Genomic DNA, 25,862 nt, shown 5'->3' on the forward strand with positions numbered 1-25,862 from the left:
CCCGGCCCGTCACCGGGCCGTGGCGATGCCGTCCGCCGTCGTGGTGGTGCTGAGGTTCTGGCGGAAATTCGCCTCGCCGAGGGTGCGCAGCTCGATCCGGAGCAGGAAGGTGCGGTTGCGCTCGCGCAGGCCCGACGCCGTCTCGATCGGCGAGGACAGGTAGTTGAGCGAGATCGTCGTGCACTCGTCGCGGTAGCCGAAGCCGAGGCCCGACGACGAGACGTAGAACTTGTCGGCCCGGTCGTAGGTCGGCGCGGTGCCGACGGGGTTGAGGAAATAGGACTGGGCCGCGGTGGCGTAGAACTCGCGCACCTGGAGATAGTGCGAGAGGTCGAACAGCACCTGGCCGGTGACGAACCAGTTCGGCGTGATGTTGTAGAGGGCCGAGGCCTGCAGGCCCTCGCGGCGTCGGTCGAAGCCGAGCTCGGGCTGCGCCTCGTAGCGGGCGTAGATCAGCGAGGTCTCGAGCGGCAGGAACGGTGCGAACTTTGCCGTGATGCCGCTCTCGAAGCGCTTGAGCGCGAAGGTCGAGTTGTCGAACCGGGCCCGGGTGATGAAGCTGATGTTCTGGTTCGGCGAGACCTGGAACCGCGAGACGAAGTCCGAGCGGGTGGTTTCCAGGCCGGAATTGCGGCCGACATTGTCGATGTCGCCGCGGCGGAACGAGTTGACGCCGGCGAGCGCGATCGACTCGCCGAACATCGCGTTCATGTAGAAGCCGTTGCGGCCGGTGATCGAGTATTCCGCGCCGAGATTGGCGCGCACGCCGCCCTCGACCCGGTCGTAGCCGGAGAACTTGTCCCAGGCGAACAGCGAGGTGTCGTCGAAGACGAGGCTCTGCGCGTCCTCGTTCGGCAGGCGGCCGATCTTGGTCTCGCTCGGCCGCGCGATCACCTGGGCGACCGGCGACACGGTGTGGACGCCGAGCGGGCCCAGGTCGGCGACGAAGGGATAGCGGTATTCGAGGCCGACCGCCGGCATCACCCGGCCGGAAAAGTTCGACTCGGGCGAGAACAGGTTGGTGACTTCGTTGTTCTGGAAGCCGGTCGTGTTCGGGTTCACGAAGAAGGCGTCGCCGCGCAGGTAGGCGAAGGGCTGCCAGCGCTGGCCGAACTCGTCCGTGAAGGTGCGCCGCCACGACACCTGGGCGGTGGCCCGGGTGGTGTCGCCGGCCAGCCCGCTCACCAGGCACTGCCCGCGCTCGAACACCGAGCAGGTGCTGTAGAGCGGGAAGGTGATGCCGTTGACGCTCGGGCTGAGCAGGTAGGTCCCGGTGCGCGGGATCTGGGTGTACTGGGTCGCGTCCCGGGTCAGGTGGGTGAAGTTCGCCTGGAACCGTACCTCGCCGCCGATCGGGTCGGGCCCGTCGCGGCGCTTGTCGTAGTCGATCACCGGGGCGACGATCGGCTGCTGCTTCTGCCAGTCGAAGGTCGACAGGCCCTTGAAGTAGTAGCCCCGCGCCTCGAACCACGAGCGGTCGCCCTGGCCGATCAGGTAGGCGGTGGAGACCGCCTCACGGAAGTAGTCCGTGCTGATCGTCTGGTTGCGGATGCGGTAATTGTCGAGGAACCACTTGTCGGTGACGCCGACGACGTCCCAGCCGGCGCGCCAGTTCGGGGCGAGGTAGAACTGGCCGGCCGATTCGATCGAGCCGCGGAAGTCGCGGTCGCCCGAGCCGAGGGGGCCGGGCAGGAAGGCGCTCGGCGTCGACTGGAAGATGCCGCTGATGCGGACGTTGTAGAAGCCGTTGGCCAGCCGCTGGCGCCACTCGGCCTGGCCGAGCACACCCTGCTTCGACAGGAAGGTCGGCTCGACGGTGAGGTCGTAATCGGGCGCGATGTTCCAGAAGAACGGCGTGCCGATGCCGTAGCCGAGCACGTTCGAGGACACGAAGTGCGGCGCTAGGAAGCCGGTGTCGCGCCGCACCGTCGGGTCGGGCGAGTAGAAGTAGGGCAGGTAGGCGATCGGGATCCCGGCCACTTCGAGGGTCGAGTCCTCGTAGTAGATCCGGCGCTCCTCGTTGTTGTGGATGATCCGCGCCGCCTTGACCTGCCACAGGGGCGGCCGCTCGGGATGGTCCTTGCACGGCTCGCAGGCCGTGTAGGTGCCGTATTCGAAGGTCGTGGTCTGGCCCTCGACGCGCTCCGCCCGCGGGGCGGAGAAGCGCACCCGGGCCGGGCGGCCGCGCTGCTCGATCGTCTGCTGGATGCGCAGCGAATCGATGAAGCCCGACTTGAAGTCGTCGGTCAGCTCCATCCGGTCGCCGGTGACGACCGCGCCGGTCTCGTCAGTGAGGCGGACGTTGCCCTCGGCGAAGACCCGGCCGGTGTTGCGGTCGTAGCGGACGCGATCGGCCAGCAGGGTGCGCGGGCCGTAATGCAGCTCGGCGTTGCCGACCGCCGAGACCGTGTTGCGGTCGTTGTCGTAGACGAGCTCCTTCGCCTCGACGAGGAGGCGCTCGTTGCCGCCGCCCTTGGCGGCGTTCTTGGCCGAGCCGGCCGCCAGGCGGTCGTTGAGCGTACCTTGCGCATGCGCAGGGCCGCTCACGCCCGCCGTCACGGCGGCGGCCAGCATCACCGTCAGGGATCCCGTGACCGCGGCACCCGCGGCCTTACGCACGACTCGACCCATCCCCGCACCCGCTAGCCCCGCGCCGCCTTTCCGGAGGTCCGGCATCAGCCATCCTCCAGGTGCAGAAGCGCGAGCGTTCCGAGAAGACTCCCTACCACGGCCGGGAACCACGCCGCCACCGGTGCCGCGACCAATCCAGAGGCTCCGAGGCCCTCCATCACCTGGCGTGCCACGTAGAGCACGAAGCCCGCCGCGACGCCGCCGAGAACCATCTTGCCGATGCCACCAAAGCGGAAGAACCTTAATGAAACCGATGCCGCCACCAGCACCATCGCCAGGAACAGCACCGGCCGGGCCAGCAGCACGTCGTACTGAAGGCGGTAACGCGTGGCGTCGAGCCCCGCCCGCTCGGTCCGGGCGATCGTCTGGCGCAGTTGCCAGAAAGGCACGGATTCGGGCGGGGTGAAGCGCTGGCGCACCTGCGAGGGGTCGAGCGTCGAGGCGATCAGGTAGGTGTCGTAGCTCTGCGGCTCCTGGTCGAGCCCTTGCACGCGCACGTCCTGCAACTCCCAGTAGCCGTCATGCAGGATGGCCCGGGCCGCCTGCATCTGCTGGGTGAAGGCGCCGGCATCGTCGAAGGTGAAGACCGCGACGCCGGCGAGCGTCGTGGTGCCCTCGATCGCGGTCTCGGCCCGGATGATCGCCTGGCCGTCGAGGCTGCGCTGGCGGATCCACAGGTCCTTGCCGGAGGCGGCTTTCCCCGAGCGGGCGAAGATCTTGGCCTCGATCTCGGTCGAGCGCTGCTTCAGCTCGGCCGAGACCGGGTTGTAGACCCCGACCGTGAAGGCGCCGATGCCGAGCGCCACCACGACGCCCGGCTGGAGGAACTGCCAGGCCGAGATGCCGGCGGCCCGCGCCACCACCAGTTCGAGCTTGCGGCTGAGCTGGAGGAGCGCCGCCATGGCGCCGAACAGGATCGCGAAGGGCAGCACCTGCTCGGCCACGGCGGGCGTGCGGAAGAGGGCCAGCCGCGCCATCACGGCGGCCGAGGCGCCCTCGGCATCGCCGGCGCGGCGCATCAGCTCGACGAAGTCGAGGGTGTAGACGAGGGCGAAGACCGTGAGGAAGACCCCCAGGATCATGCGCAGGAAGCGGGCGGCCAGGTAGCGGCCGAGGGTGAAGCCGATCAGCATCGCGGGTCAGCCGGCCTTCGTCCGCAGGACCGGGACCGATCCCGAGAGCCGGCGAAAGCGCGCCGCGACCCCGGCATTGAACGCCCGCACCCGGTTGCCCTGGGTGGCGACGAGGAGGGACAGGAGGATCGCCACGAGCGGCACGGCATAGACCGCCACTACCGCGCCCTGGCTGCGTACCGCCGCGCTCGCGGCGGCAAAGCCCGCGATGCGCAGGGCCACCACTGCCGCGATGGCGCCGGCGACCGCGAGCCCGCGGCCCTGGCGGGTGGTGCGGGGATCGCCCAGCGCCGCGAAGGCGATCAGCCCGAGCGCCAAGGGATAGAGCCAGGACGACAGCCGGTCGTGCAATTCGGCCCGGAAGCGGCCCTTGGTGAGCTTGTAGTAGGTCTCGTTGGCGTCCGGGAACATCAGCTGCACGGTCGAGCGCTCGCGCGGCTTGTAGATCGTGTCGGCATCCGGCGGCGTGAACGCCGCGAGGTCGACGGCGTAGCGCTGGAAGGTGATGATCGACGAATCGCGGCTGCCCGGCTGCTGGCGGTGGATGCTGCCCTTCTCGAGCACGAGGTAGGTCTGGCCGTCGAGATCGACCGCCTGGCCGCGCTCGGCGAGGTAGACCACCATCTTCCCCGCCTCGCGCCGGTCCTGCATGAAGATGCCGAGCAGTGCGCCGTTCGGCGCCCGCTCGCGGAAATGGAAGGTGATGCCGCTGTCGAGCGTCGTGAACTGGCCTTCCTTGACCACGTTGGCGATGAAGTCGCCCCGCACCCGGGTCAGCACGTCGCGCAGTTCCTGGAAGCTCGACGGCATCACCTGGATGGTCAGGAAGCCGATCGCCGCGCTGACGATGAGGGCCAGCGTCAGGAACGGCCGCATCAGGTGGCGCGGCGACATGCCCGCCGCGCTCATCACGATCAGCTCGGAATCGCCGTTGAGCTTGTTGAGCGCGTAGACCACCGCGATGAACAGGGCGACCGGCGCGATCACGGTGATCAGGGTCGGCAGCGACAGCCCGGTGATCAGGAAGAAGATCAGCAGGGTCTGGCCCTTGGCGGTAATGAGGTCCAGCTCGCGCAGGGCCTGCGTCACCCAGATCACGCCGGTGAGGCCGATCAGGCACGACAGGAAGGCCCCGAGGGCGATGCGGAAGATGTATCGCTCGATCTGCTTCATCGGCCGGCTGCGGTCGGGCCCCCTCCCGCGTGGATGATGGTTAGGCGCCCCCCGCCGGCCGCACAAGCATCGGGGGGCCTCAAGCACGGCAAGTGCGGCCTTTTGCGGGCGGGCGCGCCCCTCCCGCCACACATGGGCCGCGTTGCGCTCGACGGCATCGGGCCGCTACACAGGACCTGACGCGGCGCCCTTCACAGGAAGCGCGCGATCCAAGGAACGGGACGAAAGCAGCGCCATGGCGGACGGCATCAGCATCGAGATCGAATCCCTCGCCGCGTCCGGGGCGCACGCCAAGCCTGGTGGCGACCTCGTGCTGTTCGTGGGCGAGGACCTCGCCCTGTCGCCGCGGGCGGCCGAGATCGCCGGTCCCGGCGCGGCCGAGCTGGTGACGCGGGCGGCGAACGTCGAGCGGTTCAAGGGCAAGGCGTCGAGCGCGATGGTGCTCACCGCCCCGACGGGCCTGTCGGCCGAGCGGCTGGTGGTGATCGGCACCGGCTCCGACGAGGCGGCCGCCCGCGACTGGGCGACGCTCGGGGGCTACACCGCCGGCAAGCTCGGCAGCCGCTCGGCCACCCTGGTGCTCGAATGGCCCGGCACCGCGCCCGGCTCCGACGAGGTCGCGGCCTTCGCGATGGGGGCGCGGCTTCGCACCTACAAGTTCGACCGCTACAAGAGCAAGAAGTCGCCGGAGGCCGAGGAGACGGGCGGGGCAGGGCGCCTGACCCTGCTGGTGCCCGAGAATGCCGGCCTCAAGAAGGCCATGCGCGGGGCCGAGGGGCTGGCCGAGGGCGTGATCCTCGCCCGCGAACTGGTGAACGAGCCGCCGAACGTCCTCGACCCGGAGGAATTCGCCCGCCGCGCGGCAGGCCTGGAGAAGCTCGGCGTCGAGATCGAGATCCTCGACGAGAAGGACATGAAGAAGCTCGGCATGCGGGCGCTGCTCGCCGTCGCGCAGGGCTCGTCCAAGGAGGCCCGGGTCGTCATCATGCGCTGGAACGGCGCCGAGGACTCCTCCGAGGCCCCGGTGGCGTTCATCGGCAAGGGCGTGACCTTCGATTCCGGCGGCGTCTCCATCAAGGGGAGCGGCGGCATGGAGGACATGAAGGGCGACATGGCCGGCGCGGCCTGCGTCGTCGGCCTGATGCACGCGCTCGCCAGCCGCAAGGCCAAGGTCAACGCGCTCGGCGCCATCGGCCTCGTCGAGAACATGCCCGACGGCAAGGCCCAGCGCCCCGGCGACATCGTCACCTCGCTGTCCGGCCAGACGATCGAGATTATCAACACCGACGCGGAAGGCCGCCTGGTGCTCGCCGACGTGCTCTGGCACGTCCAGCAGACCTACAAGCCCCGCTTCATGATCGATCTCGCGACCCTGACCGGCGCGATCCTGGTCGCCCTCGGCCAGGAATTCGCCGGCATGTTCTCGAACAACGACGAATTGGCGCAGCGCCTCTCGGCGGCGGGCGAGGCCACCGGCGAGAAGGTCTGGCGGATGCCGCTGGCGCCGGGCTTCGACAAGCTCATCGAGTCGAAATTCGCCGACATGAAGAATACCGGCGGCCGCCACGGCGGCTCGGCCACGGCGGCCCAGTTCCTCAAGCGCTACGTCAACGACGTGCCGTGGATCCATCTCGACATCGCCGGGGTCGGGATGGGCTCGCCGGCCACCGAGACGAACCGCTCCTGGGGCTCGGGGTGGGGCGTGCGCCTCCTCGACCGCCTCGTGCGCGACCATTACGAGGCCTGAGCGCCGGCAAGCCCTTCGCCGGTCCGATGGCCTCCCTGCCATCCAGCGGGCGGGAGCGGCGCGCCGCTCCCGCACTCGCTGCCATCCCCCTGACGGCGGCCGTGGCGGTGGTGGCGCTCGCCGCCGCGACCGGCGCGACGCAAGGCCGCCTCGAGGCGGCCGGCCTCGGCGGTTACGCCTACGGCTTCTTCGCCGACCGCTACCCGCTGTTCTTCGCAGGCATCGCCTACGGGCTGGCGCGGGTCGCGCTCCTGCCCGTCGTCGCCCCCGGCTGGCGCGGCTGGCTCGGCGCCCTCCTCGGCCTTGCCCTGGTGCTGGGCCTGTCGCTGCACCCGACCTATGGCGGGCTGGTCCTGCGCACCGGCTTCTCGGTCGGCAGCGTCGCCTTCCTGTCCGGCCAGACGATGATGGCGGCGCAAGGCCTCGGTCTCTCGATGACCGCCCTGGTCTTCGGCTTCGCCATCGGCGTCCCCGCCCTCGTCGCCCGCGGCCTGCCGCGGCGCGGCGACCGCTGGCGGGGCTTCGGCCGGGGGCTCCTGCGCCTCGTCGCGCTCGCCTTCGCCTTCGCCCTGCTGGCGGCGGCACGGGATCTCGGCCTCTCGGGCTTCCCGCGCCTGCCCCTGTCGGGCGAGCAGGCGGCCCTGGCCGGTTGCATCGTGCTGGCGGCGTTCCTGCCGCATGCGATCGTCGGCCGGCTCGGCCCCCGGGCCGGCCGGCGCGCATCGGTTGAAACGCCTCGGGCGAGCGGCTAACCGGGAGAAAAGCCGGAGTCCGTCAGAGCATCCGGCCCGAGGGAGGGTAGAGTTCATGGGCAAGGGGCCGAGCGCGATGGAACCGAACACCCCGCCGCGGCCCTGGCTCGCCGCCTATCCCGCGAGCGTCCCGGCGGAGATCGAGACGAGCTCCCTCGGTTCCCTCGTCGAGTTGATCGAGACCGCCGCGGGACGCTTCGCCGACCGCCCGGCCATCACGTGCTTCGGCGCCTCCCTGACCTTCGGGGCCCTGCGGCGCGACGGCGGGGCGATGGCGGCCTGGCTCCAGGCGAAGGGCATCGGCAAGGGCGACCGGGTCGCCATCATGATGCCGAACGTGCCGGCCTTCCCCATCGCGCTGATCGGGGCGCTCCTCGCCGGGGCCACGGTCGTCAACGTCAACCCGCTCTACACCCCGCGCGAACTCACCCACCAGCTGCGCGATGCCGGCGCCCGGGTGCTCGTCGTGCTGGAGAACTTCTGTCACACGGTCGCCGAGGCGCTGCCCGACCTGCCCGGCCTCGAGCAGGTGGTGGTGGCCGGCGCCGGCGACGGGCTGGGGCTCAAGGGCTCGCTGATCACGCTCGCGGCGCGCCACCTCAAGAAGGCGGTGCCGGCCTACACCCTGCCGGCGGCGCGCCGCACCGGCTTCAGGGCGGCGCTCGCCGCGGGCCGCAAGGCGACGTTCCGGCCGGTCGCGGTCGGCCCCGACGACCTCGCCTTCCTGCAATATACCGGCGGGACCACCGGCGTGTCGAAGGGGGCGATGCTGACGCATCGCAACGTCGCCGCCAATGTCGAGCAGAGCCGGGTCTGGTTCCGCATGCGCGACGACGAGGGGCCGGGCCGGGTGATGGTAACCGCCCTGCCGCTCTACCACATCTTCGCGCTGACCTGCTGCTTCTTCTTCATGATGCGGCTCGGCGCCTGCTGCCTGCTGGTGCCGAACCCGCGCGACATCGACGGCTTCGTCGGGCTGCTGCGCAAGAACAGTTTCACCAACCTGTCGGGCGTCAACACCCTGTTCAACGCGCTCCTCAACCATCCCGACCTCGCCAGGGTCGACTGGTCGCGGCTCGAACATGCCATCGCGGGCGGCATGGCGATGCAGGGGCCGGTGGCCAAGCGCTGGAAGACCGCGACCGGCAAGGCGGTGATCGAGGGCTACGGCCTGTCGGAGACCTCGCCGGTGGTCTCGATCAACCCGCCGGACCTGCACGACTGGTCGGGCACCATCGGCTACCCGGTCTCCTCGACGGAGGTCTGCATCCGCGACGCCGCCGGCACCACCCTGCCGCTGGGCCAGCCCGGCGAGCTCTGCGTGCGCGGACCCCAGGTGATGGCCGGCTACTGGGGCCGGCCCGACGAGACCGCCCGGGCGATGACCCCGGACGGCTTCTTCCGCACCGGCGACATCGCGGTGATCGAGCCCGACGGCCAGGTCCGCATCGTCGACCGGATGAAGGACATGATCCTGGTCTCCGGCTTCAACGTCTATCCGAACGAGGTCGAGGACGTGCTCGCCGCCCATCCCGGCGTGCTCGAAGTGGCGGTGGTCGGCGAGCCCGCGGCGGAGACCGGCGAGAGCGTCGTCGCCCACGTGGTCCGGCGCGACCCCGACCTGACGGCGGAAGCGCTTCGCGCCTATGCCCGGGAAGGGCTCACCGCCTACAAGGTGCCGCGCCGCATCGTCTTCCGCGACACTCTGCCGAAGACCAATGTCGGCAAGGTGCTGCGGCGGGCCCTGCGGGATGGGGAGGCGGTGGGGTGAGGGGCGCGCCAGCGCTCGCTCCCGAGGATGGGGTCGTCCAGGGACAAGAATAGGCGCGGGTTCCCCTCTCCCCGCGGGCGGGGAGAGGGCTGCGTCTCCGTTCAGGAGATGCAGCAAGCCCGGAGGGCGAGGGTGAGGGGGTGTGTCCGGAGGAGTCTCATCCGTCGAGACCCCCTCACCCTCGCTACGGCTTTCGCCTCCGCTTGCCGACGACACGACAAGGTGTCGTCGGCCCTCTCCCCGCCCGCGGGGAGAGGAGGAAACCCGCGCCATTCCTGTCTCGACGATTCCGTGTGCAGCCCTGCCCCTATGGGGATAAAAAGACTCAATTTTACAATAGCTTGACCTTCCAGATCGAAGTATGGGGCTGCAAGCGGGGTAGGGGGGAGAGTCGAGGGATGACGGCGAAGGGTGTGCGAGTCAGCAGGTGATCGGGGCCCCTCACCCCCCACCCCGCCGCGCCCGCACATGATCCCGCGTGATCGCGTCGAGCGTCGGCGTCCCGAGCAGCGTCATCGCGTTGTCGAGTTCACTCCGAACGATCTCGATCGCCCGGGAGACGCCCTCGGTCCCGCCGGCCGAGAGGCCCCAGAGGAACGGCCGCCCCAGGCTGCAGGCGGTGGCGCCGAGCGCCAGCGCCTTGATCACGTCGGTGCCGCGGCGCACGCCGCCGTCGAGGATGATCTCGGCCCGGCCCGACACCGCCTCGGCCACGTCGGGCAAGGCGGCGATCGCCGCCGGCACGTCGTCGAGCTGGCGGCCGCCATGATTGGAGACGATCACCGCCTCGATGCCGAGATTCACCGCCTTCTGGGCGTCGCCCGGATGCAGCAGGCCCTTCAGCGCCATCGGGCCGCGCCACTGGTCGCGGATGCGCGCGATGTCGTCCCAGCTGGCCGAGGGGTCGAACAGCGACGCGACGTGCTGCGCCACGCTGGTGAAGCCGCTGCCCGCCACCTCGAAATTGCCGAAACCCAGCCGCGAGCGGGCGGCCCCCGCGAGCCAGGCCGGTCGCCGAGCGAGGTCGAGGGCGGTGGAGAGGCGGGGCTTGAGCGGCATGGTGAAGGCGTTGCGCAGGTCGCGCTCGCGCCGTCCCTGCACCGCGAGGTCGACGGTCAGGCAGAGCACCCGGTAGCGGGACGCCGCGGCGCGGCGCAGGAGCGCCTGCATCCAGTCGCGGTCGCGCAGGAAGTAGAGCTGGAACCAGCGCTCGCCCTCGGGCACGGCTTGCGCCACCTGCTCGATCGAGGCGACGGAGTTGGTCGACAGGCAGTAGGGGAGGCCGGCCCGGGACGCGGCCCGCGCGCCTGCCGCCTCGCCGTCGGGCCAGAAGAAGCCGGCGAGCCCGGTCGGCGCCATCATGATCGGCAGCGACGACCGGTATCCGAGGATCGACCGGGACAGGTCGCGGGTGCCGACATCGATGCCGACCCGCGGCATCAGCATCCAGGCGTCGAAGGCCTCGACGTTGTCGCGCAGGGTGCGCTCGTCCTCGGCGCCGCCGTCGATGAAGTCGAACACCGCCTTCGGCAGCCGCCGGGCCGCCTGGGCGCGCAGGTCGGCGATGGCGTAGGCCCGTTGCAGCCGTGCCGTCAGGCGGGTCGGGACGGCGGGCGCGGCCGCCGGCATCGGCTGCTTCGTCAGGGCGGAGGACGGCCGGGGGGCGAGAGCCCGCCCCGTGCGGCGCTCGTCTGCATCCACGCTTGCCTCCCCGTTCGATTCTCGAATTCAGGTCTTGGATGTCCGGTAGCATCGGCGCGCGGCGGCTCGCAACCGGCCGCCGCGAAAGGGGAACGGCGGAAGATGCCCGGCGTCGAACCCGCACACATCCTCTTGCGGGCGGTAGGGCGGCATCATGGCGGATCTCGACGAGGACGAGCGCAGCGAGATCGAGGACCGCTCGGCGCCGCGCGCCACCATCGTCCACGAGGTGGTGCGCAAGCAGGGCCGGGAGGAACTGGAGCGCCCCGCCGGTTCCCTGTTCTGGTCGGGGCTCGCGGCCGGCGTCGCCATCATCGCCTCGGTGATCGCGCAGGGCGCGCTGCACCACAAGCTGCCGGAGGGGATGGCCGGCCGCACCCTCGTCTCGCAGCTCGGCTATCCGCTGGGCTTCCTGATCGTGATCCTCGGACGGCTGCAGCTCTTCACCGAGCAGACGATCGTGACCGTGCTGCCGCTCGTCACCCGGCCGAGCCGGCGGGCGCTCGCGGCGACGGCCCGGCTCTGGGGGATCGTGCTCCTCGGCAACCTGCTGGGCACCGCCGCAGCCGCCTCACTCACCGTTCACGGCCACGTGGTCAGCCCGGCCCTGCTCGACGCGATGCTGGCGGTGTCGCGCGAGAGCCTGATGCACAAGGCGCCCTCCGCTCTCCTGCTCCAGGGCATCCCCGCCGGCTTCCTGATCGCCACCGTGGCGTGGCTGCGGGCGGCGTCGAGCGGGGGCGAGTTCTGGATCGTCTTCACCCTCACCTTCGCGATCGCGCTCGGCGACTTCACCCACGTGGTGGCGGGTGCAGCGGAAGCCTTCCTGCTGCTCGTCTCCGGCGAGGCCGGTCCGGCCCGGGTCGTCGGCGGGATGATCCTGCCGGCGCTCGTCGGCAACGTGATCGGCGGAACCGGCCTGTTCGCGCTCCTGGCGCATGCCCAGGTCCGGCAGGAACTCTGACCGAGCGGACATGCTGCGCTGCGGCAGGCTGCCGATTTTCTCTCCCCGCCGCCCTTGATAAGGAGAGGGCAGTCTGTTGCGCATAAGGGAGTCCCATGAGCCTCGTCCAGGCGGCCTTCGGCCGGTTCAAGCAGACGGTGACGGCCTATGCGGGCGACGCCCCGCTGATGAAGGCCGCGGTGTCGGCCTGCGCCAACGTGATCGTGGCCGACGGCGAGGTCGCCGGGGCGGAGTTCGAGGCGGCGCTGAAGGGCATGCTCGCCGACCCGATCCTCGAGAAGGGTTATGACAGCCTGATGCTGGAGGAAGAGCTCTACGACGCGATCGGCCGCGCCCGCACCCGGGCCGGGCGGATGCAGAACCTCCACTTCATCGAGGCCCTGGCCGAGCGCCCGGCGGAGCAGCGCCAGAGCGTCTTCCTCATCGCCGCCGACGTCGCGGATTTCGAGGGCATCAGCCCGTCCGAGCACCGCGCCCTGACCGAGGTGGCGACGGCGCTCGACCTCGACCGGGACGCGCTGCTAGCCTGATCGCGGTCCGCGTTCACCGCCGCACGGACAGGGTCAGCGAGATGATGTGGTCCATCGTCACCTGGGCGGCCGGCGCGCTGACGGCCTGGTTCAGGTAGCCGATCTCCAGGGTCGACCTGCCCTCGAGCGGCACTTCCAGCCCGACGAAGGTGCGGACCCGGTCGAAGCCGGCCCGCGCCCCCCAATCGGTGTCGTTGAACGCCACGAAGGCCTCGCTCCAGGCCAGGGCGGAGACGCCGTTCGTGTCCCCGGTCAGCGGGAGGGCGGCGCGCAGCATCTGGCGCAGGCGAAAGCCGGTGTTCCGCCCGTTGGTCTGGACGCGCTGCTCGAACCGCGTGCGCGAGGAGAGCCTCACGCCCTCGACCATCCCGATCTCCCAGCCGACCTGCTGGAAGCTGCGATCCTCCGAGAAGGAGCGCCCACCGAGCGGCGTGTTCTCGACCCGGGCATAGCCCTGGTAGACGGTGACGGCGTCCGAGATCTTCCAGCCGATCGCCGGCCGCACGATGAGCTGGTCGAGCCGCGAGGGACCGTCGCCGAAGCGCGGCTGCACCTCGGCGAACATCGCGAACGAACCGACGCTGCCGAAGGCCGTGGCATTGATCCAGAGCTGCCCGTCGTGATCGGCTTGCGCCGCCGCCGGCGGGATCGAGGCCGCGAGCCACAGGGCGGGCAAGAGAGCGAGCAGACGTCCGGTCGCGATCATGCCTGCTCCATCGGATGCGCCCGTGCGTATCTCGACGGGATTATCCGTCCTGTCGCACGCGCGGTCGAGGCGCTTCGCGCCCGATGAGCCGGCAATGTTTCCAGATCGTTGCGGGGGCGCCACGGAGGAGCGGCGGCCTTCCCCCTGCGGGTAATCCCGGGACCGTCGAGGCTTCAGAGGAGGGCGACGATCTCGCTCTCCCGGACCGCGCGCTCGCCCATCCGTGACCGGATGCGATAGGCGGCTTCCCCGCTGCGATCCTCCGGCATCAGGCGCACGACCTCGAAGGAATCCATGTCGCTGGCATGGGCGTCGGAGGATCCGGACCGCACCATCCGCACGCGCTGGTTCAGCTTGAACTTGTAGGTCACGGCACCAATCCCTTCGATGGTCTCGAGCGTTGCGGCAGATGCTCAGCCGCGCTTGCGCGCCTTGCGGGCGGCGTAGCGGGCATCGCGCGCGGCCTTCTGGTCGGCTTGCAGCGTCTCGGCGTTCCGCTCGGCCTCGGCGGCGCGCTCGATTTCCGCGGCGGCTGCGATCTCGCGCAGGCGGGCTTCTTCGGCGGCGGCTTCGGCCTCGCGTGCGAGCCGCGCGGCGTCCTGCGCGGCCCGCTCGGCCTCGCGCTCGGCGAGACGGGTGGTCCGCGCCGTGGCGATCGCCTGGCGCACGGCACGCCGGGCCGCGACGGCCGGATCGTCGTCGGTGGCCCGCGACTGGAACTTGGCGAGGGCGGCCTGCCGGGCGGCCTGGGCCGAGCCCAGCCGGTCGCCGAGCGGCGCTTCCTTGAACTTGCCCATCGCTCAAACCCGATTCAGGGCGAGGGAGTGGACCGGGCGGGAGAACCGGTCGGCGAGGTGCCAATGCAGCTCCCGGACCGAGTGATACCGGTAGGTCCGGTCGATCAGGTGGCTGACCTCCCGGCTTTCATGGTCGACCTGCTGCCAGATCTGCCGCACCTGGAACGTCGCGGGCTCGATGGTCGGGGCCGTGGACTGCGAACTGAAGGTAAAATTCACTCAAGACTATCCGTTGGAAGGTCGGGCCCGCGTCGTGCGCAGGGCGAGGGATGCGGAGAGGCCCCGCATCCCGGGTCGTGGGGCCGTTATACCAACGGTCGTTGGAAACGACCTTTGGTTCCGTTCTCGAATTTTCGTCAAGCCTCTGGCTTGGTATAGAAAATTCGAGGTGGCTCAATGGCCCGATGCGTCAGCATCTTGGGCCATTGGTATTACGCGGCGCGCAGGTTGCCGGCGGATTGCTTGCCGCTGCGACGGTCGGTCTCCATCTCGTAGGAAATCTTCTGTCCTTCCGAGAGAGTCTGCATGCCCGACCGCTCGACGGCCGAGATATGCACGAACACGTCCTTGCCGCCGTCATCCGGCTGGATGAAACCGAAACCCTTTTGCACGTTGAACCACTTCACGGTGCCGATCGTCATCGTCGTATCCATATTCTGCAAGCGTAGGATGAAGCTCGGCACGCTGTCGGCAGCGCCAAGGCTCGAATCAATCGATGAATTTGGAGCGAGTGGCAGAGCATGCGCCAGCGGACACGCGGCGGAGAGGCTCGGTAGTCAGGCCAACAATCGATCCATCATCACTAAATGAAAATTTGCCCACACGCAAGGCGACCACGAAAATATTTGCGCAGAGCGACGGAACGACTGAAAAATCCTCAAGAAAAGTCGATCGGCGCGGCTGAAAAACGATCCCCCAACGTGCTGCCGATCCTCGCGAAACCACGCCCTGCCGGGGGCGGGGAGGGGCCGGTCTCCCCGACGCACGCCCTGCCTCGGGTTCCGGTCAGGCGGCCCCGCCACCGGGGGCAGGCCAGCCGATGCAGTCCTCGTGCGCACGGAAGTTGCGCAGCCACCAGCCCCAATCCTCCGGCACGAGGGAGAACGGGTCGGGATGCGCGAGTTCCCGCGCCGCCCAGACCGGCCAGTGCGGATTCGACAGGGCGGGACGGCCGAGGAAGACGAGGTCGATCAGCTCGTCGCGAATGACCTGATCGGCCACCGCCGGCAGGCCGAGATTCCAGCTCACGCCCACCGGGATCCCGACCTCGCGCCGCACCCGCGTCCCGCGCTCGACCATGAACGACATCCGGGCGAAGGGCGGATCGGTCATCTCGTCGGTGTTGAAGCCGATCGAGAGGTCGGCGAGGTCGAGACCGTGGGCCTTCATCCGGCCGACCGCCACCACCGCCTCGTCGAACTGCACGCCCTCCGGGTGGAGGTCGTCGGAGCCGAGCCGCATGGTCAGCGGCAGGCGCTCGGGCCACACCGCGCGCACGGCGTCCAGTGCCTCGAGGTGGAACCGCAAACGGTTGTCGAGGCTGCCGCCGTAGCGGTCGGTGCGCCGGTTGGCGAGCGGCGAGAAGAAGCTGGCGCCGAGATAGCCGTGGGCGAAATGCATCTCCAGCCACTCGAATCCGGCCTCCCGCGCCCGGCGGGCCGCATCCGCATAAGAGCGGTGGATGCCGGCGATCTCCTCGACCGTTAGTTCCTCGACCGGATAGGTGTAGCGGCCGCCATAGGAGATCGGGGAGGGGGCCTTGAGCTGCCAGCCATCGGGATGGTCCGGCGGCAATTGCCGCTTGCCTTCCCACGGCTTCTGCTCGCTGCCTTTCCGTCCGGTATGCCCGAGCTGGATCGCCGGTACGCCGCCCATCTCCCGGATGATGCGGGTCACCCGGGCGAGCCCCTCGACGTGGCTTTCGTCCCAGATGCCGGCGCAGGCGCTGGTGGTGCGCCCCTCCGGGGTGATGGCGATCTGCTCGGGGAAGACGAGGCCGAATCCGCCTGCCGCCCGCGAGCCGTAGAGCATCACGTGGTAGTCGCCCATCGCCCCGTCGACCGAGCGATGCATGGTCATCGGCGACATCGCGATCCGGTTGCGGAGCGTGACGTCCTTCAGGGTGAAGGGGCTGAACAGGTCGGGCATGCGGCCTCGCGGTCGGGGCGGGCCGTCCCGTGGGGAGGCCGCTCGCGAGGGTAGGAAGCCGGGGCATGGGCCGGCAAGGGAGCGGGGGCGCCGGAGGCGATCCGCCGCGGGACGCCGCGTGCCCGCAAACCCTCCTTCTTCCGCAGCTTGGCGGATTGCGCTGGCAGGCCAACGCCGCGACCGCTCAAGCTCTTGTTTTATTGCAGATCTTTCGCGCCGGACCGGTCACCGCTTCGGCGAAATCCGCTTGGGCTCCCTGGAGAGGAACGGCGCGGGCTCTTCCCTCTCCCCGCGGGCGGCAGGGCCATCGCGTCATGTTCGATGGCCCGCACCGGGGAGAATTCACGCGCGGGCTCCTGGCCGAACAGACCCGAGGGACGAGGGGAACCTCCCCCCGCCTTTAAGCCGCCTCGCGCGACAGCTTGATCGTCTCGCGCTGGATCAGGTCGCGATAGAACCCGTCGAGATGCACCAGCCGGTCCGGCGACCCGTCCTGGATCACCTGGCCGCCATCGAGCACGACGATCCGGTCGAAGTCCTTCAGGGTCGAGAGGCGGTGCGCGATCGCGATGGTGGTGCGACCCTTCATCAGGTTGCCGAGCGCCTCGCGGATCGCCTCCTCCGACTCGGTGTCGAGGGCCGAGGTGGCCTCGTCGAGGAGCAGGATCGGCGAGTTCTTCAGGATGGCGCGGGCCACCGCGATGCGCTGGCGCTGGCCGCCCGAGAGCTTCACGCCGCGATCGCCCACGATGGTGTCGAAGCCGCCCGGCAGGTCGTTGATGAAGTCGGTGCAGCGGGCGGCCTCGGCGGCGGCCCAGACCTCCTCGTCGGTGGCCTCCGGCCGGCCGTAGCGGATGTTCTCCCGCAACGAGCGGTGGAACAGCGAGATGTCCTGCGGCACGACGGTGATCGCCTCGCGAAGCGATTCCTGCGTGACCCGGCCGATATCCTGGCCGTCGATCAGGATGCGGCCCTTCTGCGGGTCGTAGAAGCGCTGGAGCAGCGTGAACAGGGTCGACTTGCCGCCGCCGGAGCGGCCGACGAGGCCGACGCGCTGGCCGGGCTGGATGTCGAGGGTGAAGTCGCCGAAGACCTCGCGGCCGTCGGGATAGTTGAACGCCACGTTCTCGAAGGCGATGCGGGCGCCCTCGCCGACGAGGGGCTTCGCCTCCGGGTGGTCGCGCAGGTCGTGCGGCTGGAGCAGCGTGCGCAGGGCCTCCGACAGGCGGGCGGTGTGCTGGGTCACGTCGACGAGGGCGACCGCGAGGTCCCGGGTCGCCGCCAGGATGGTGATGCCGAGCGTGCAGACCAGCACGACCTGGCCGGCGGTGGCCTGGTTCTGCTGCCACATCTGGATCGCCCAGTAGAGCAGGCCGAGCACCGCCGCGACGGTGATCAGGGCGTGCATGATCCGCAGGCGCTCGAGATAGAGCAGCGAGCGGCTGCGCGCCTTCATCTCGGTGCCGATGGTCTGGTCGAAGCGGGCGAATTCGCGCTTGTAGGCGGAGAAGGCCCGCACGAGCGGCATGTTGCTCACGAGATCGACCATCTCGCCGTCGACGGAGGCAGCCTTCTCGGCGAAATCGTGGTGCAGCGGCTTGCCGGCGGCGGCGATGCGGAACATCAGCACCACCACGCCGCCGCAGATGACGAGCAGACCCAGCGCCATCGGCACGCTGACGCTGCCGACATACAGGATCGCGCCGAACGCCGCCGCGCAAGGAGGCATCACGTTCCAGACGAACATGTTCTCGGCGGTGAAGATCGCGTTCGAGGTCGCGGTGATGCGGCTCGCCAGGGTGCCGGGCTGCCGGTCGGCGAAGTAGGACGGCGAGTGCCCGGTGAGGTGCTGGAACAGGTCGCGGCGGACGTCGCCCGTCACCTTCACGAAGGTGAAGCTGGCGATCAGGCTCGCCACCCGCCACAGCATGTTGTCGGCGGCGATGAAGCAGATCAGCACGGTCAGGGCCGGCCAGATCAGGTGGTTGTTCTCGGGTCCCTTGCCGAGGGCGTCGACCACGCCCTTCAATCCGTACTGCGTGCTGACGGAGCAGGCCACGGCGCCCAGCACCGCGACCATGATGGCCGCGTGGGGCACGATGCGGCGGCGCAGGTAGCGGGCCACGAAGGCCCAAGGCCGGTTGGCGTACGCGCAGAGGTCATCCATCGTGGCGATCGATCCCGGTTCTTCGCACGCGTGCGGCCCACGGTCGGGAGAGGGAGGGGAAGCAAGACTCCCGCCACAGCCTCTCCGCACGAACCCGCGAACCCCACCCGCTTCTCGCAACGCGCAAGCGTCGCCATGTGTTGCAGGCGAAAGGTGCTGCCCGCTGTCTAATCCGTCGTTTCTGAACGGAAGTTGAGCGGCGTTGCGCTGCACACCGCCGTCCCGTCGGCTCTCAGCGCTCCTTGGGCCGCCGGGTCTCCGGCATGATCGCCACGATCAGGACCAGCGCCACGAGCGCCACCGCCGAGAGGCCCATGAAGGCGGCATGCGAGCCGAAATGGTCGGCCATATAGCCCGACAGCGTCGTGCTGGCCGCGGCCCCCAGGCCCATGGCGGTGCCGACCGCGCCGAGCGCCATGTTGAACCGGCCGGTGCCCCGGGTGCAGTCGGCCACGACCAGCGGCACCATCACGCCGAGCACCGCGGCCGAGATCCCGTCGAAGATCTGCACCGCCACCAGCAATTCGGGTGCGTCCGTATAGGCGAAGAGCAGGCCGCGGATCGGCAGGGCGGCAAAGCCCAGGATCAGGAGCGGGCGCCGCCCATAGGCCTGGGCGGCCCGTCCCACCGCCGGGGCGATCAGCGCCATCACCAGCTGCGGGGCCATGATGCAGGCGGCGATCAGGATGGTGGCGGTGTGGCTCGTGCGCACGGTCAGCACGCTGCCGACCAGCGGCAGCATCGCGGCGTTCGAGACGAAGAACAGGGTGATGCAGGCGGCAAAGCACAGCAGCGCCCGGTTGGTCACGACGAGCTTCAGGCTCTCCCAGCCGCCGGGTGCCGTCTCGCCCTCCGGGGCCTGTGGGCGGACGTGGTCGATCTCGCTCGCGCGCACGAACCACAGGGCGGCGAGCGTCGGAAGCGCCAGCGCCGCCGTGACGTAGAACACCGCCTCGCTCGACAGGTAGTAGCCGCAGGCGCCCATGCCGCCGGCGGCGAGCGCGTTGCCGATCGAGGAGAAGCGGGCGTTGCGCCCGAGCCGTTCGCCCAAGCCCGCATGACCGACGAGGCCGAGGCTGATCGCCGCGATGGCCGGGGTGAGGGTACAGCTCGCGATCGAATGCGCCGCCATCGAGAGCGCCACGATCAGGAAGGTCGGGAACAGCGCGAGGCCGGCCGCGGACAAGCCGATGATGGCCACCGACAGGGCGGCGACGAAGCGCTTCGAGGTGACCCAGTCGACGAAGGCGCCGCCGGGCACCTGCCCGAACAGGCTGAACAGCCCGCCGATGGTGAGCACCAGCCCGATATCGGACTGGGTCCAGCTCTGCGAGGTGAAGTAGACCGCCACGAACGGGCCGAAGCCCGTCTGCAGGTTGGCGACGAAGAACGTGAACGCGTCGAGCCCGCGGCTGCTGGTGAGCGAGGGCGCCGGCTTCTCCCCGCGCCGGCCCGTGGACGCGCCTCCCCGGTCCCGGACGGGGTCGCGCGCGAAATCGCGGCCGGAATCCTGGCGGGACTCCGGCCGCATCTCGGAGCGGGACGCCTCCCGGTCGCGGTGGGCGAGGGAGCGGTGGGCCTGGCGCGGTCGCGTCATTTGTCCGGCGGGTTGCGGGGAGAGGCGGCCTGGTCGGCGTCGGGTGCGGGCGCCGGGGCGGACGCGGCCGGCGGCGGCGAGGCCGGTGCCGGAGATGCGGCGGGAGCCGCCGGCGGCGGCGCGGCGGGAGCGGGCGAAGCGGCGGCCGGCGCAGGCGAGGCGGCCGACGGCACCGGGCCGGCCGGGCCGAGCACGACGATCGGGTCGCCGGGCTTGTATTCGGGCGAGACCCGGACCTGGTTGCGGTTGAGCTGGAGCACCGCGCGGCCCGGCTTGTTGTCGGCCGAGAAGTGCAGGGCGCGCCAATCCACCGCGATCTTGCGCGAGCCGACGCCGAGGAAGCCACCGAAATCGATGATCGCCGCGCGGGGCTTGCCGTCCTTGTCGACGATGATGTCGATGATGCGGCCCATATCCTCGCCGGCGGCGCTGCGCACCGGCTTGCCGAGGACGCCGTCGTAATCCTGGGTGTCGAGGACCGTGGCCGGCGTCCCGTGCGGGCCGTGCGGGACCGCCGGGGCCTGCGCCGCGGGAGCGGGGCCGGTGGGAGCTTGGTTCGCCGGGGCTTGCGCCGCAGGCGACTGGGGCTGGGCCGCGGGCGCCTGAGGCTGGGCCGCAGGCGCTTGGGTCTGTGCCGCGGGTGCGGACGGGGCGGCGGGGGCCGCTGCCGGAGGCTTCTGCGCGTCGGCCGGGGCCGAGCCCTGCTGGGCGTGCGCGGCCGTCACGGCGGAGAGCGCGCAGGCCGCCAGCAGCATCCGCAGGGTTCCGGGCAGTGATGCGGGCAAGCGGGCCTCACGCAGGGTCATACGGCGCGTCGATCCGGAAACCGCGGCCACGGCCGACGGTTCCGGAGGCGAGAGGTCCGGATGCGGGACGAACGCGGCGAAGTTGTGGGGGCGGGGCGGCAGGGGCAGCCGGGCGGGCGCATCACCGCCGCGGTCGAGCCGTCGAGCAGACATCGTGGGCCTCCGGGGCAGGCGCGGCGGCCCGCCCGAGCATCGGTCGTCGGGTTGTCGCGGCGGGGCGTTACACCGAATGGGTATCCGGGTCCGCGCCGCGGAAATCCCACAGTGCGGCGCAGCGGGCGAAGTTGTCCAGGCGGTTGCCGGGGTCGCGCGCGCTTTCCCGGGGAGTGTTGTTCCGCCATACGGGCGGCTGGCGGGCGCGCGTGGGCGACGCTACATCGCGGGCGTCCCCGAGACGCCCGTCGAGAGAAGCCGCTCCGAGAATGTCGCCGATGTCCGCCTCACCCCTCCGCCTCGGCGTCAACGTCGACCACGTCGCCACCCTGCGCAACGCCCGCGGCGGTACGCTGCCGGACCCGGTGCGCGCGGCGCATGCGGCGGTCGCGGCCGGGGCCGACGGCATCACCGCCCACCTGCGGGAGGACCGGCGCCACATTCGCGACGCCGACATGGAGCGGCTGCGGCGCGAGATCGACCGGCCGCTCAACTTCGAGATGGCGGTGACCGACGAGATGATGGCCATCGTCCTGCGCCTGCAGCCTCACGCCGCCTGCCTGGTGCCGGAGAAGCGCGAGGAGCGCACCACCGAGGGCGGGCTCGACATCATCGGCGGCCGCGAGCACCTGGCGCCCGCCATCGCGCGCCTGAACGAGGCGGGGATCCGGGTCTCGCTCTTCGTCGAGCCCGAGATCCACGTCATGGAGGCCGCCCGGGCGCTCGCCGCGCCCGTGGTCGAACTGCATACCGGCACCTATTGCGAGGCGGTGATCGCCGGCGACGCGTCGCGGATCCGGGCCGAGCTCGCCCGCCTCGCCCGCGCGGCCGAGCACGGCCATGCGCTCGGGCTCGAGATCCATGCCGGGCACGGCCTCGACCTTACAAGCGTCGGCCCGGTGGCGGCGCTGCCCCAGCTGCGCGAGCTGAATATCGGCCATGCGCTGATGGCGGAGGCGATCTTCGACGGGCTCGCCCCGGCGATCCGGGCGATGCGGGCGGCGATGGAAGCCGGGCGTCGCGGGGCCGCGGCATGATCGTCGGCATCGGCTCCGATCTCTGCGACATCCGCCGCATCGAGCGCTCGCTGGAGCGCTTCGGCGACCGCTTCACCCACCGGGTGTTCACCGAAGGCGAGCGCGCCCGCAGCGACCGGCGCGCCGCCCGCGCGCCCTCCTACGCCCGGCGCTTCGCCGCCAAGGAGGCCTGTTCCAAGGCGCTCGGCACGGGCATGAGCCACGGCGTGTTCTGGCGCGACATGGAGGTGGTCAACCTGCCCGGCGGCCGGCCGACCCTGCGCCTCACCAACGGCGCGGCGGAACGCCTCGCTACCCTGATCCCGCCGGGCCACCGCCCGGTGGTCCACGTGACGCTCACCGACGATCCCCCGCTCGCCCAGGCCTTCGTCGTCATCGAGGCGTTGCCCGAGACCTGATCGGCCCGTGTCCAGGGGTGATTCGCTCGCCTCTGCGCCATTGCGTTGCGGGCGGGCAAGCGTTGGTCTAGACCCCCCGCACCGCGCATGAAGCCGGCCGCGTGCCCTCGGCGGGTGCCCAGGCGATCGCTGCACGGACCGCCGGAGAGAACGAGCATGGATCGCGCACGCACGGACCAGGACCTGAAACGCGGCAAGGATGCCGGCCTGTGGGACTCGATCAAGGAGACCGTCAAGGTCGGCGCCCAGGCGCTGCTGATCGCGCTGGTGGTCCGCACCCTGCTGTTCCAGCCGTTCAACATCCCGTCCGGCTCGCTGATCCCGACCCTGCTGATCGGCGACTACCTCTTCGTCTCGAAGTACTCGCTCGGCTACTCGAAGTACTCCCTGCCGCTGAGCGAGTACCTGCCGTTCGAGGCCAAGGGGCGGATCTGGGGCGCCTCGCCGAAGCAGGGCGACATCGTCGTCTTCAAGCTGCCCAAGGACAACGCGACCGACTACATCAAGCGGGTGATCGGCCTGCCGGGTGACCGGATCCAGGTGATCGAGGGCGTGCTCAACATCAACGGCCGGCCGGTGAAGCGCGAGCGCATCGCCGATTACTCGACCACCGACGCCTTCGGCCAGCCGACCCTGGTGCCGCAATACCGCGAGACCCTGCCCAACGGCGTCAGCCACGAGATCATCGAGCGCGACGGCGACCGCGGCCTGTGGGACAACACCCAGGTCTACACCGTGCCGGCGAACCACTTCTTCATGATGGGCGACAACCGCGACAACTCCACCGATTCCCGCGATCTCGGCAATGTCGGCTACGTGCCCTACGAGAACCTGATCGGCCGGGCCGAGGTGATCTTCTTCTCGATCGACGAGGGTGCGGCCGCCTGGCAGATCTGGAACTGGCCCTGGACGGTGCGCTGGAACCGGATCTTCAAGCCGATCCACTGACGGGAGGTGACGAGCGTGAGCGACGCCGCGATGCCGCAGGCCGAGAAGCCGGTGCCTGATGCAGGCGACGCCCCGCCGCGGCGCAAGCGCGGGATGCGGCGCCGGCCCGACCTCTCGGTGCTGGAGGAGCGCATCGGCCACCACTTCGCCGACCGCGACCTGCTGGTGCGGGCGCTCACCCATGTCAGCGCCACCAACGGGAAGGGCAGCTACCAGCGCCTCGAATTCCTCGGCGACCGGGTGCTCGGTCTGGCGGTGGCGGACGGCCTCTACAACGCGTTGCCGGGTGCCGACGAGGGCGACCTGTCGCGGCGCCTGTCGAGCCTGGTGCGGCGCGAGAGCTGCGCCATGGTGGCCAATGCCTGGGAGGTCGGGCCGCACCTGAACCTCGGCGGCGGCGAGGTCCATGGCGGCGGGCGCCGCAACGCGGCGATCCTCGCCGATGTCTGCGAGGCGATCCTCGGCGCGGTCTTCCTCGATGCCGGCTATGCCGCGGCCAAGGCGGTGATCGACCGGGCCTTCGAGGCCGACCGCCAGACCGAGGGGACGCGCAGCCGCGACCCGAAATCGGCGTTGCAGGAATGGGCGCAGGCGCAAGGCTGGCCGACGCCGACCTACGAGGTGGTGGAGCGGGCCGGGCCCGACCACGCGCCGCAATTTCGCATCGAGGCCCGGGTCACCGGCGTCGCGCCCGGAATCGGCATCGGCGGCTCGAAGCGCTTGGCCGAGCAGACGGCCGCGCGCGACCTGCTGGTGCGCGAGGGGCTGTGGACCGGGAACGAGCCCGGGGAGCAATCAGAATGATCGACGACGACACCACACCCGGCTCCGAGGATGACGGCACGCTCCCGGGCGCTCCCGCCGACACCGCTCCCCCGAAGGACACCCGCGCGGGCTTCGTCGCCCTGATCGGGGTGCCGAATGCCGGCAAGTCGACCCTGCTCAACAGCCTCGTCGGCACCAAGGTGTCGATCGTCTCGCGCAAGGTGCAGACCACCCGGGCGCTCGTGCGCGGCATCGCCATGGAAGGGTCGGCGCAGATCGTCCTCGTCGACACGCCCGGCATCTTCGCGCCCAAGCGCCGCCTCGACCGGGCGATGGTGACCTCGGCCTGGAGCGGCGCGGCCGATGCCGACGCGGTCTGCCTGCTGATCGACGCCCGCAAGGGCGTGGACGAGGAGGTCGACGCGATCCTCAACCGGATGCCGGAGCTGAAGCGCCCGAAATACCTGGTGCTCAACAAGATCGACCTGATGCCCCGCGAGAAGTTGCTGGCGCTCGCCGCCGCGCTCCACGAGCGGGTTCAGTTCGAGCGCATCTTCATGATCTCGGCGCTCACCGGTGACGGGGTCGACGACCTGCGCCGCGAACTCGCCACCCGGATGCCCCCGAGCCCCTGGCTCTATCCCGAGGACCAGGTCTCCGACGCGCCCCTGCGGATGCTCGCCGCGGAGATCACCCGCGAAAAGATCTACGACCGGCTGCACGAGGAGCTGCCCTATTCCTCGACCGTCGAGACCGATCAGTGGCAGGTCCGGCCCGACGGTTCGGTGCGGATCGAGCAGACCATCTTCGTCGAGCGCGAGAGCCAGCGGAAGATCGTGCTCGGCAAGGGCGGCCAGACCATCAAGGCCATCGGCCAGGCCGCCCGGATCGACATCGCCGAGGCGGCGGAGGCCAAGGTCCACCTGTTCCTGTTCGTGAAGGTGCGGGAGAACTGGGCCGACGACCCGGAGCGCTACCGCGAGATGGGCCTGGAATTCCCGCGCGGCTGATGACCGATCCGATCTCCCCCCGTCCGGGCGTCTACGGACACCCGCCCGCCGAGCTCGCCGAGGTGCCGGAGGGCGCCGTCCAGCTCTCGCCGCTGGTGCCCGGCGGCACCGCCCTGGAGGAGCTGGCCCCCGGCTCGCTTCCCGGCCTGACCATGCTGGCCCCGCCCGGTACCCTGGAGCGGCGCCACGTCCTGGCGCTGGCCATGCGCGCGCTCGCGCCCGGCGCGAGCCTCACCGTGCTCGCGCCGAAGGACCGGGGCGGGTCGCGGCTCGCCCGCGAATTGTCCGGCTTCGGCTGCCGCCTCGACGAGAGCGCCAAGAGCCACCACCGCATCGTCCGGACCGTGCGGCCCGACGCGCCGACCGGCCTCGACGAGGCGATCAGCGAGGGCGCGCCGCGGCGCGACGACGGTCTCGGCCTGTGGACGCAGCCCGGCATCTTCTCGTGGAACCGGATCGATCCCGGCACCGCCCTGCTGATCGAGACGATGCCGCCCCTGTCCGGGCGCGGCGCCGATCTCGGCTGCGGCCTCGGCATCCTCGCCCACGCCGTGCTCGCCTCGCCCAAGGTGACGGCGCTCGCCCTCGTCGACAACGACCGCCGGGCCGTCGAGGCGTCCCGGCGCAACGTCGACGATCCGCGCGTGACGGTGACATGGGCCGATGCCCGGGACGCCGGCGCGGTGCCGGAGCGCCTCGACTTCGTGGTGATGAACCCGCCCTTCCACGATGGCGGCGCCGAGGACCGGACCCTCGGCCAGGCCTTCATCCGCCGCGCCGCCGCCGCCTTGCGGCCGGGCGGGACGCTGTGGCTCACCGCCAACACCCATCTGCCCTACGAGGCGACGCTGGGCGAGGTGTTCAAGGAGGTGACGCAGCGGGCGTCGGGCCACGGCTACAAGATCCACGAGGCGCGCAAATGAGCCGC

At 70.6% G+C, this 25,862-nt stretch carries 24 protein-coding genes; 11 read left to right on the forward strand and 13 right to left on the reverse strand.

Annotation, left to right across the window (positions count from 1 at the left end; genetic code table 11):
• Positions 1-9 precede the first annotated feature (9 nt).
• From F1D61_RS21680 to lptF, 3 genes are read right to left on the reverse strand one after another with little or no spacing between them, the layout of a single operon-like run.
• On the reverse strand, positions 10-2,631 hold the full coding sequence (locus F1D61_RS21680) for an LPS-assembly protein LptD (protein WP_203159199.1): 2,622 nt from the start codon (positions 2,629-2,631) through the stop codon (positions 10-12).
• Between the two features lie 44 nt (positions 2,632-2,675).
• Positions 2,676-3,764: an LPS export ABC transporter permease LptG gene (gene lptG / locus F1D61_RS21685; protein WP_203154102.1), complete on the reverse strand. Its 1,089-nt coding sequence runs from the start codon at positions 3,762-3,764 to the stop codon at positions 2,676-2,678.
• A 6-nt stretch (positions 3,765-3,770) separates the two neighbouring features.
• Positions 3,771-4,937 (reverse strand): LPS export ABC transporter permease LptF, encoded by a 1,167-nt coding sequence (gene lptF, locus F1D61_RS21690; protein ID WP_203154104.1) that lies wholly within the window; start codon positions 4,935-4,937, stop codon positions 3,771-3,773.
• 235 nt (positions 4,938-5,172) lie between these two features.
• Between lptF and F1D61_RS21695 the strand changes: the two genes are divergently transcribed.
• The 3 genes from F1D61_RS21695 (at position 5,173) to F1D61_RS21705 (ending at position 9,207) form a co-directional block, all read left to right on the forward strand.
• Positions 5,173-6,684 carry a leucyl aminopeptidase gene (locus F1D61_RS21695; RefSeq protein WP_203154106.1) on the forward strand — a complete coding sequence of 504 codons (1,512 nt, stop codon included), beginning with the start codon at positions 5,173-5,175 and terminating at the stop codon, positions 6,682-6,684.
• Positions 6,685-6,710: 26 nt separating this feature from the next.
• Positions 6,711-7,436: a hypothetical protein gene (locus tag F1D61_RS21700; protein ID WP_203154108.1), complete on the forward strand. Its 726-nt coding sequence runs from the start codon at positions 6,711-6,713 to the stop codon at positions 7,434-7,436.
• A 76-nt stretch (positions 7,437-7,512) separates the two neighbouring features.
• On the forward strand, positions 7,513-9,207 hold the full coding sequence (locus F1D61_RS21705) for an AMP-binding protein (protein ID WP_203154110.1): 1,695 nt from the start codon (positions 7,513-7,515) through the stop codon (positions 9,205-9,207).
• A 441-nt stretch (positions 9,208-9,648) separates the two neighbouring features.
• Here the strand turns inward: F1D61_RS21705 and F1D61_RS21710 are convergent, their stop codons facing one another.
• Complete coding sequence (locus F1D61_RS21710) at positions 9,649-10,908, reverse strand: alpha-hydroxy acid oxidase (RefSeq protein WP_203154112.1); 1,260 nt, start codon at positions 10,906-10,908, stop codon at positions 9,649-9,651.
• Positions 10,909-11,062: 154 nt separating this feature from the next.
• On the opposite strand from F1D61_RS21710, the gene F1D61_RS21715 reads away from it, so the two are divergent.
• Complete coding sequence (locus F1D61_RS21715; protein ID WP_203154114.1) at positions 11,063-11,872, forward strand: formate/nitrite transporter family protein; 810 nt, start codon at positions 11,063-11,065, stop codon at positions 11,870-11,872.
• 95 nt (positions 11,873-11,967) lie between these two features.
• Entirely contained in the window at positions 11,968-12,402 is a 435-nt protein-coding gene (locus F1D61_RS21720; RefSeq protein ID WP_203154116.1) for a tellurite resistance TerB family protein, read from the forward strand.
• Positions 12,403-12,415: 13 nt separating this feature from the next.
• On the opposite strand, the gene F1D61_RS21725 is transcribed toward F1D61_RS21720, so the two are convergent.
• From F1D61_RS21725 to F1D61_RS21765, 9 genes are all read right to left on the reverse strand, one after another.
• Complete coding sequence (locus F1D61_RS21725) at positions 12,416-13,108, reverse strand: DUF2490 domain-containing protein (RefSeq protein WP_203154118.1); 693 nt, start codon at positions 13,106-13,108, stop codon at positions 12,416-12,418.
• Between the two features lie 173 nt (positions 13,109-13,281).
• Positions 13,282-13,479 carry a hypothetical protein gene (locus tag F1D61_RS21730; protein WP_203154120.1) on the reverse strand — a complete coding sequence of 66 codons (198 nt, stop codon included), beginning with the start codon at positions 13,477-13,479 and terminating at the stop codon, positions 13,282-13,284.
• 42 nt (positions 13,480-13,521) lie between these two features.
• Positions 13,522-13,905: a DUF6481 family protein gene (locus F1D61_RS21735; RefSeq protein ID WP_203154122.1), complete on the reverse strand. Its 384-nt coding sequence runs from the start codon at positions 13,903-13,905 to the stop codon at positions 13,522-13,524.
• Between the two features lie 3 nt (positions 13,906-13,908).
• The gene (locus F1D61_RS21740) at positions 13,909-14,124 is read right to left on the reverse strand and encodes a hypothetical protein (RefSeq protein WP_203154125.1); all 216 of its coding nucleotides are present in this window, start codon (positions 14,122-14,124) and stop codon (positions 13,909-13,911) included.
• 212 nt (positions 14,125-14,336) lie between these two features.
• A complete protein-coding gene (locus F1D61_RS21745; protein ID WP_048449032.1) occupies positions 14,337-14,546 on the reverse strand; it encodes a cold-shock protein in 210 nt (69 codons plus the stop codon).
• 364 nt (positions 14,547-14,910) lie between these two features.
• Positions 14,911-16,053 carry an NADH:flavin oxidoreductase/NADH oxidase gene (locus tag F1D61_RS21750; RefSeq protein ID WP_203154127.1) on the reverse strand — a complete coding sequence of 381 codons (1,143 nt, stop codon included), beginning with the start codon at positions 16,051-16,053 and terminating at the stop codon, positions 14,911-14,913.
• Between the two features lie 400 nt (positions 16,054-16,453).
• Positions 16,454-18,220, reverse strand: a complete 1,767-nt coding sequence (locus F1D61_RS21755) for an ABC transporter ATP-binding protein (protein WP_203154129.1) — start codon at positions 18,218-18,220, stop codon at positions 16,454-16,456.
• A gap of 232 nt (positions 18,221-18,452) precedes the next feature.
• A complete protein-coding gene (locus tag F1D61_RS21760; protein ID WP_203154131.1) occupies positions 18,453-19,817 on the reverse strand; it encodes an MFS transporter in 1,365 nt (454 codons plus the stop codon).
• Positions 19,814-20,623 carry a PRC-barrel domain-containing protein gene (locus F1D61_RS21765; protein ID WP_246775461.1) on the reverse strand — a complete coding sequence of 270 codons (810 nt, stop codon included), beginning with the start codon at positions 20,621-20,623 and terminating at the stop codon, positions 19,814-19,816. Before F1D61_RS21765 ends, F1D61_RS21760 begins: the two co-directional genes overlap by 4 nt.
• 431 nt (positions 20,624-21,054) lie before the next feature.
• Between F1D61_RS21765 and F1D61_RS21770 the strand changes: the two genes are divergently transcribed.
• The 6 genes from F1D61_RS21770 to F1D61_RS21795 all read left to right on the forward strand — a co-directional run bounded on the left by F1D61_RS21770 (position 21,055) and on the right by F1D61_RS21795 (position 25,857).
• Complete coding sequence (locus tag F1D61_RS21770; protein WP_203154133.1) at positions 21,055-21,813, forward strand: pyridoxine 5'-phosphate synthase; 759 nt, start codon at positions 21,055-21,057, stop codon at positions 21,811-21,813.
• The gene (gene acpS / locus F1D61_RS21775; RefSeq protein ID WP_203154135.1) at positions 21,810-22,211 is read left to right on the forward strand and encodes a holo-ACP synthase; all 402 of its coding nucleotides are present in this window, start codon (positions 21,810-21,812) and stop codon (positions 22,209-22,211) included. Before F1D61_RS21770 ends, acpS begins: the two co-directional genes overlap by 4 nt.
• 156 nt (positions 22,212-22,367) lie before the next feature.
• Positions 22,368-23,159 carry a signal peptidase I gene (gene lepB, locus F1D61_RS21780; protein ID WP_203154137.1) on the forward strand — a complete coding sequence of 264 codons (792 nt, stop codon included), beginning with the start codon at positions 22,368-22,370 and terminating at the stop codon, positions 23,157-23,159.
• 30 nt (positions 23,160-23,189) lie between these two features.
• A complete protein-coding gene (gene rnc, locus F1D61_RS21785) occupies positions 23,190-23,963 on the forward strand; it encodes a ribonuclease III (protein WP_203159201.1) in 774 nt (257 codons plus the stop codon).
• Positions 23,960-24,934, forward strand: a complete 975-nt coding sequence (era, locus tag F1D61_RS21790; protein WP_203154139.1) for a GTPase Era — start codon at positions 23,960-23,962, stop codon at positions 24,932-24,934. Before rnc ends, era begins: the two co-directional genes overlap by 4 nt.
• The gene (locus F1D61_RS21795; protein ID WP_203154141.1) at positions 24,934-25,857 is read left to right on the forward strand and encodes a class I SAM-dependent methyltransferase; all 924 of its coding nucleotides are present in this window, start codon (positions 24,934-24,936) and stop codon (positions 25,855-25,857) included. Before era ends, F1D61_RS21795 begins: the two co-directional genes overlap by 1 nt.
• The last annotated feature ends 5 nt before the right edge of the window (positions 25,858-25,862 follow it).

The organism is Methylobacterium aquaticum (genome assembly GCF_016804325.1).
Lineage (GTDB): Bacteria > Pseudomonadota > Alphaproteobacteria > Rhizobiales > Beijerinckiaceae > Methylobacterium > Methylobacterium aquaticum_C.

Bases quoted from the DNA above. Each gene is read 5' to 3' on its own strand.
- F1D61_RS21680 (WP_203159199.1), bottom strand. From the start codon at position 2,631: ATGGGTCGAGTCGTGCGTAAGGCCGCGGGTGCCGCGGTCACGGGATCC.
- lptG (WP_203154102.1), bottom strand. From the start codon at position 3,764: ATGCTGATCGGCTTCACCCTCGGCCGCTACCTGGCCGCCCGCTTCCTG.
- lptF (WP_203154104.1), bottom strand. From the start codon at position 4,937: ATGAAGCAGATCGAGCGATACATCTTCCGCATCGCCCTCGGGGCCTTC.
- F1D61_RS21695 (WP_203154106.1), top strand. From the start codon at position 5,173: ATGGCGGACGGCATCAGCATCGAGATCGAATCCCTCGCCGCGTCCGGG.
- F1D61_RS21700 (WP_203154108.1), top strand. From the start codon at position 6,711: ATGGCCTCCCTGCCATCCAGCGGGCGGGAGCGGCGCGCCGCTCCCGCA.
- F1D61_RS21705 (WP_203154110.1), top strand. From the start codon at position 7,513: ATGGAACCGAACACCCCGCCGCGGCCCTGGCTCGCCGCCTATCCCGCG.
- F1D61_RS21715 (WP_203154114.1), top strand. From the start codon at position 11,063: ATGGCGGATCTCGACGAGGACGAGCGCAGCGAGATCGAGGACCGCTCG.
- F1D61_RS21720 (WP_203154116.1), top strand. From the start codon at position 11,968: ATGAGCCTCGTCCAGGCGGCCTTCGGCCGGTTCAAGCAGACGGTGACG.
- F1D61_RS21725 (WP_203154118.1), bottom strand. From the start codon at position 13,108: ATGATCGCGACCGGACGTCTGCTCGCTCTCTTGCCCGCCCTGTGGCTC.
- F1D61_RS21735 (WP_203154122.1), bottom strand. From the start codon at position 13,905: ATGGGCAAGTTCAAGGAAGCGCCGCTCGGCGACCGGCTGGGCTCGGCC.
- F1D61_RS21745 (WP_048449032.1), bottom strand. From the start codon at position 14,546: ATGACGATCGGCACCGTGAAGTGGTTCAACGTGCAAAAGGGTTTCGGT.
- F1D61_RS21750 (WP_203154127.1), bottom strand. From the start codon at position 16,053: ATGCCCGACCTGTTCAGCCCCTTCACCCTGAAGGACGTCACGCTCCGC.
- F1D61_RS21755 (WP_203154129.1), bottom strand. From the start codon at position 18,220: ATGGATGACCTCTGCGCGTACGCCAACCGGCCTTGGGCCTTCGTGGCC.
- F1D61_RS21760 (WP_203154131.1), bottom strand. From the start codon at position 19,817: ATGACGCGACCGCGCCAGGCCCACCGCTCCCTCGCCCACCGCGACCGG.
- F1D61_RS21765 (WP_246775461.1), bottom strand. From the start codon at position 20,623: ATGACCCTGCGTGAGGCCCGCTTGCCCGCATCACTGCCCGGAACCCTG.
- F1D61_RS21770 (WP_203154133.1), top strand. From the start codon at position 21,055: ATGTCCGCCTCACCCCTCCGCCTCGGCGTCAACGTCGACCACGTCGCC.
- acpS (WP_203154135.1), top strand. From the start codon at position 21,810: ATGATCGTCGGCATCGGCTCCGATCTCTGCGACATCCGCCGCATCGAG.
- lepB (WP_203154137.1), top strand. From the start codon at position 22,368: ATGGATCGCGCACGCACGGACCAGGACCTGAAACGCGGCAAGGATGCC.
- rnc (WP_203159201.1), top strand. From the start codon at position 23,190: ATGCCGCAGGCCGAGAAGCCGGTGCCTGATGCAGGCGACGCCCCGCCG.
- era (WP_203154139.1), top strand. From the start codon at position 23,960: ATGATCGACGACGACACCACACCCGGCTCCGAGGATGACGGCACGCTC.
- F1D61_RS21795 (WP_203154141.1), top strand. From the start codon at position 24,934: ATGACCGATCCGATCTCCCCCCGTCCGGGCGTCTACGGACACCCGCCC.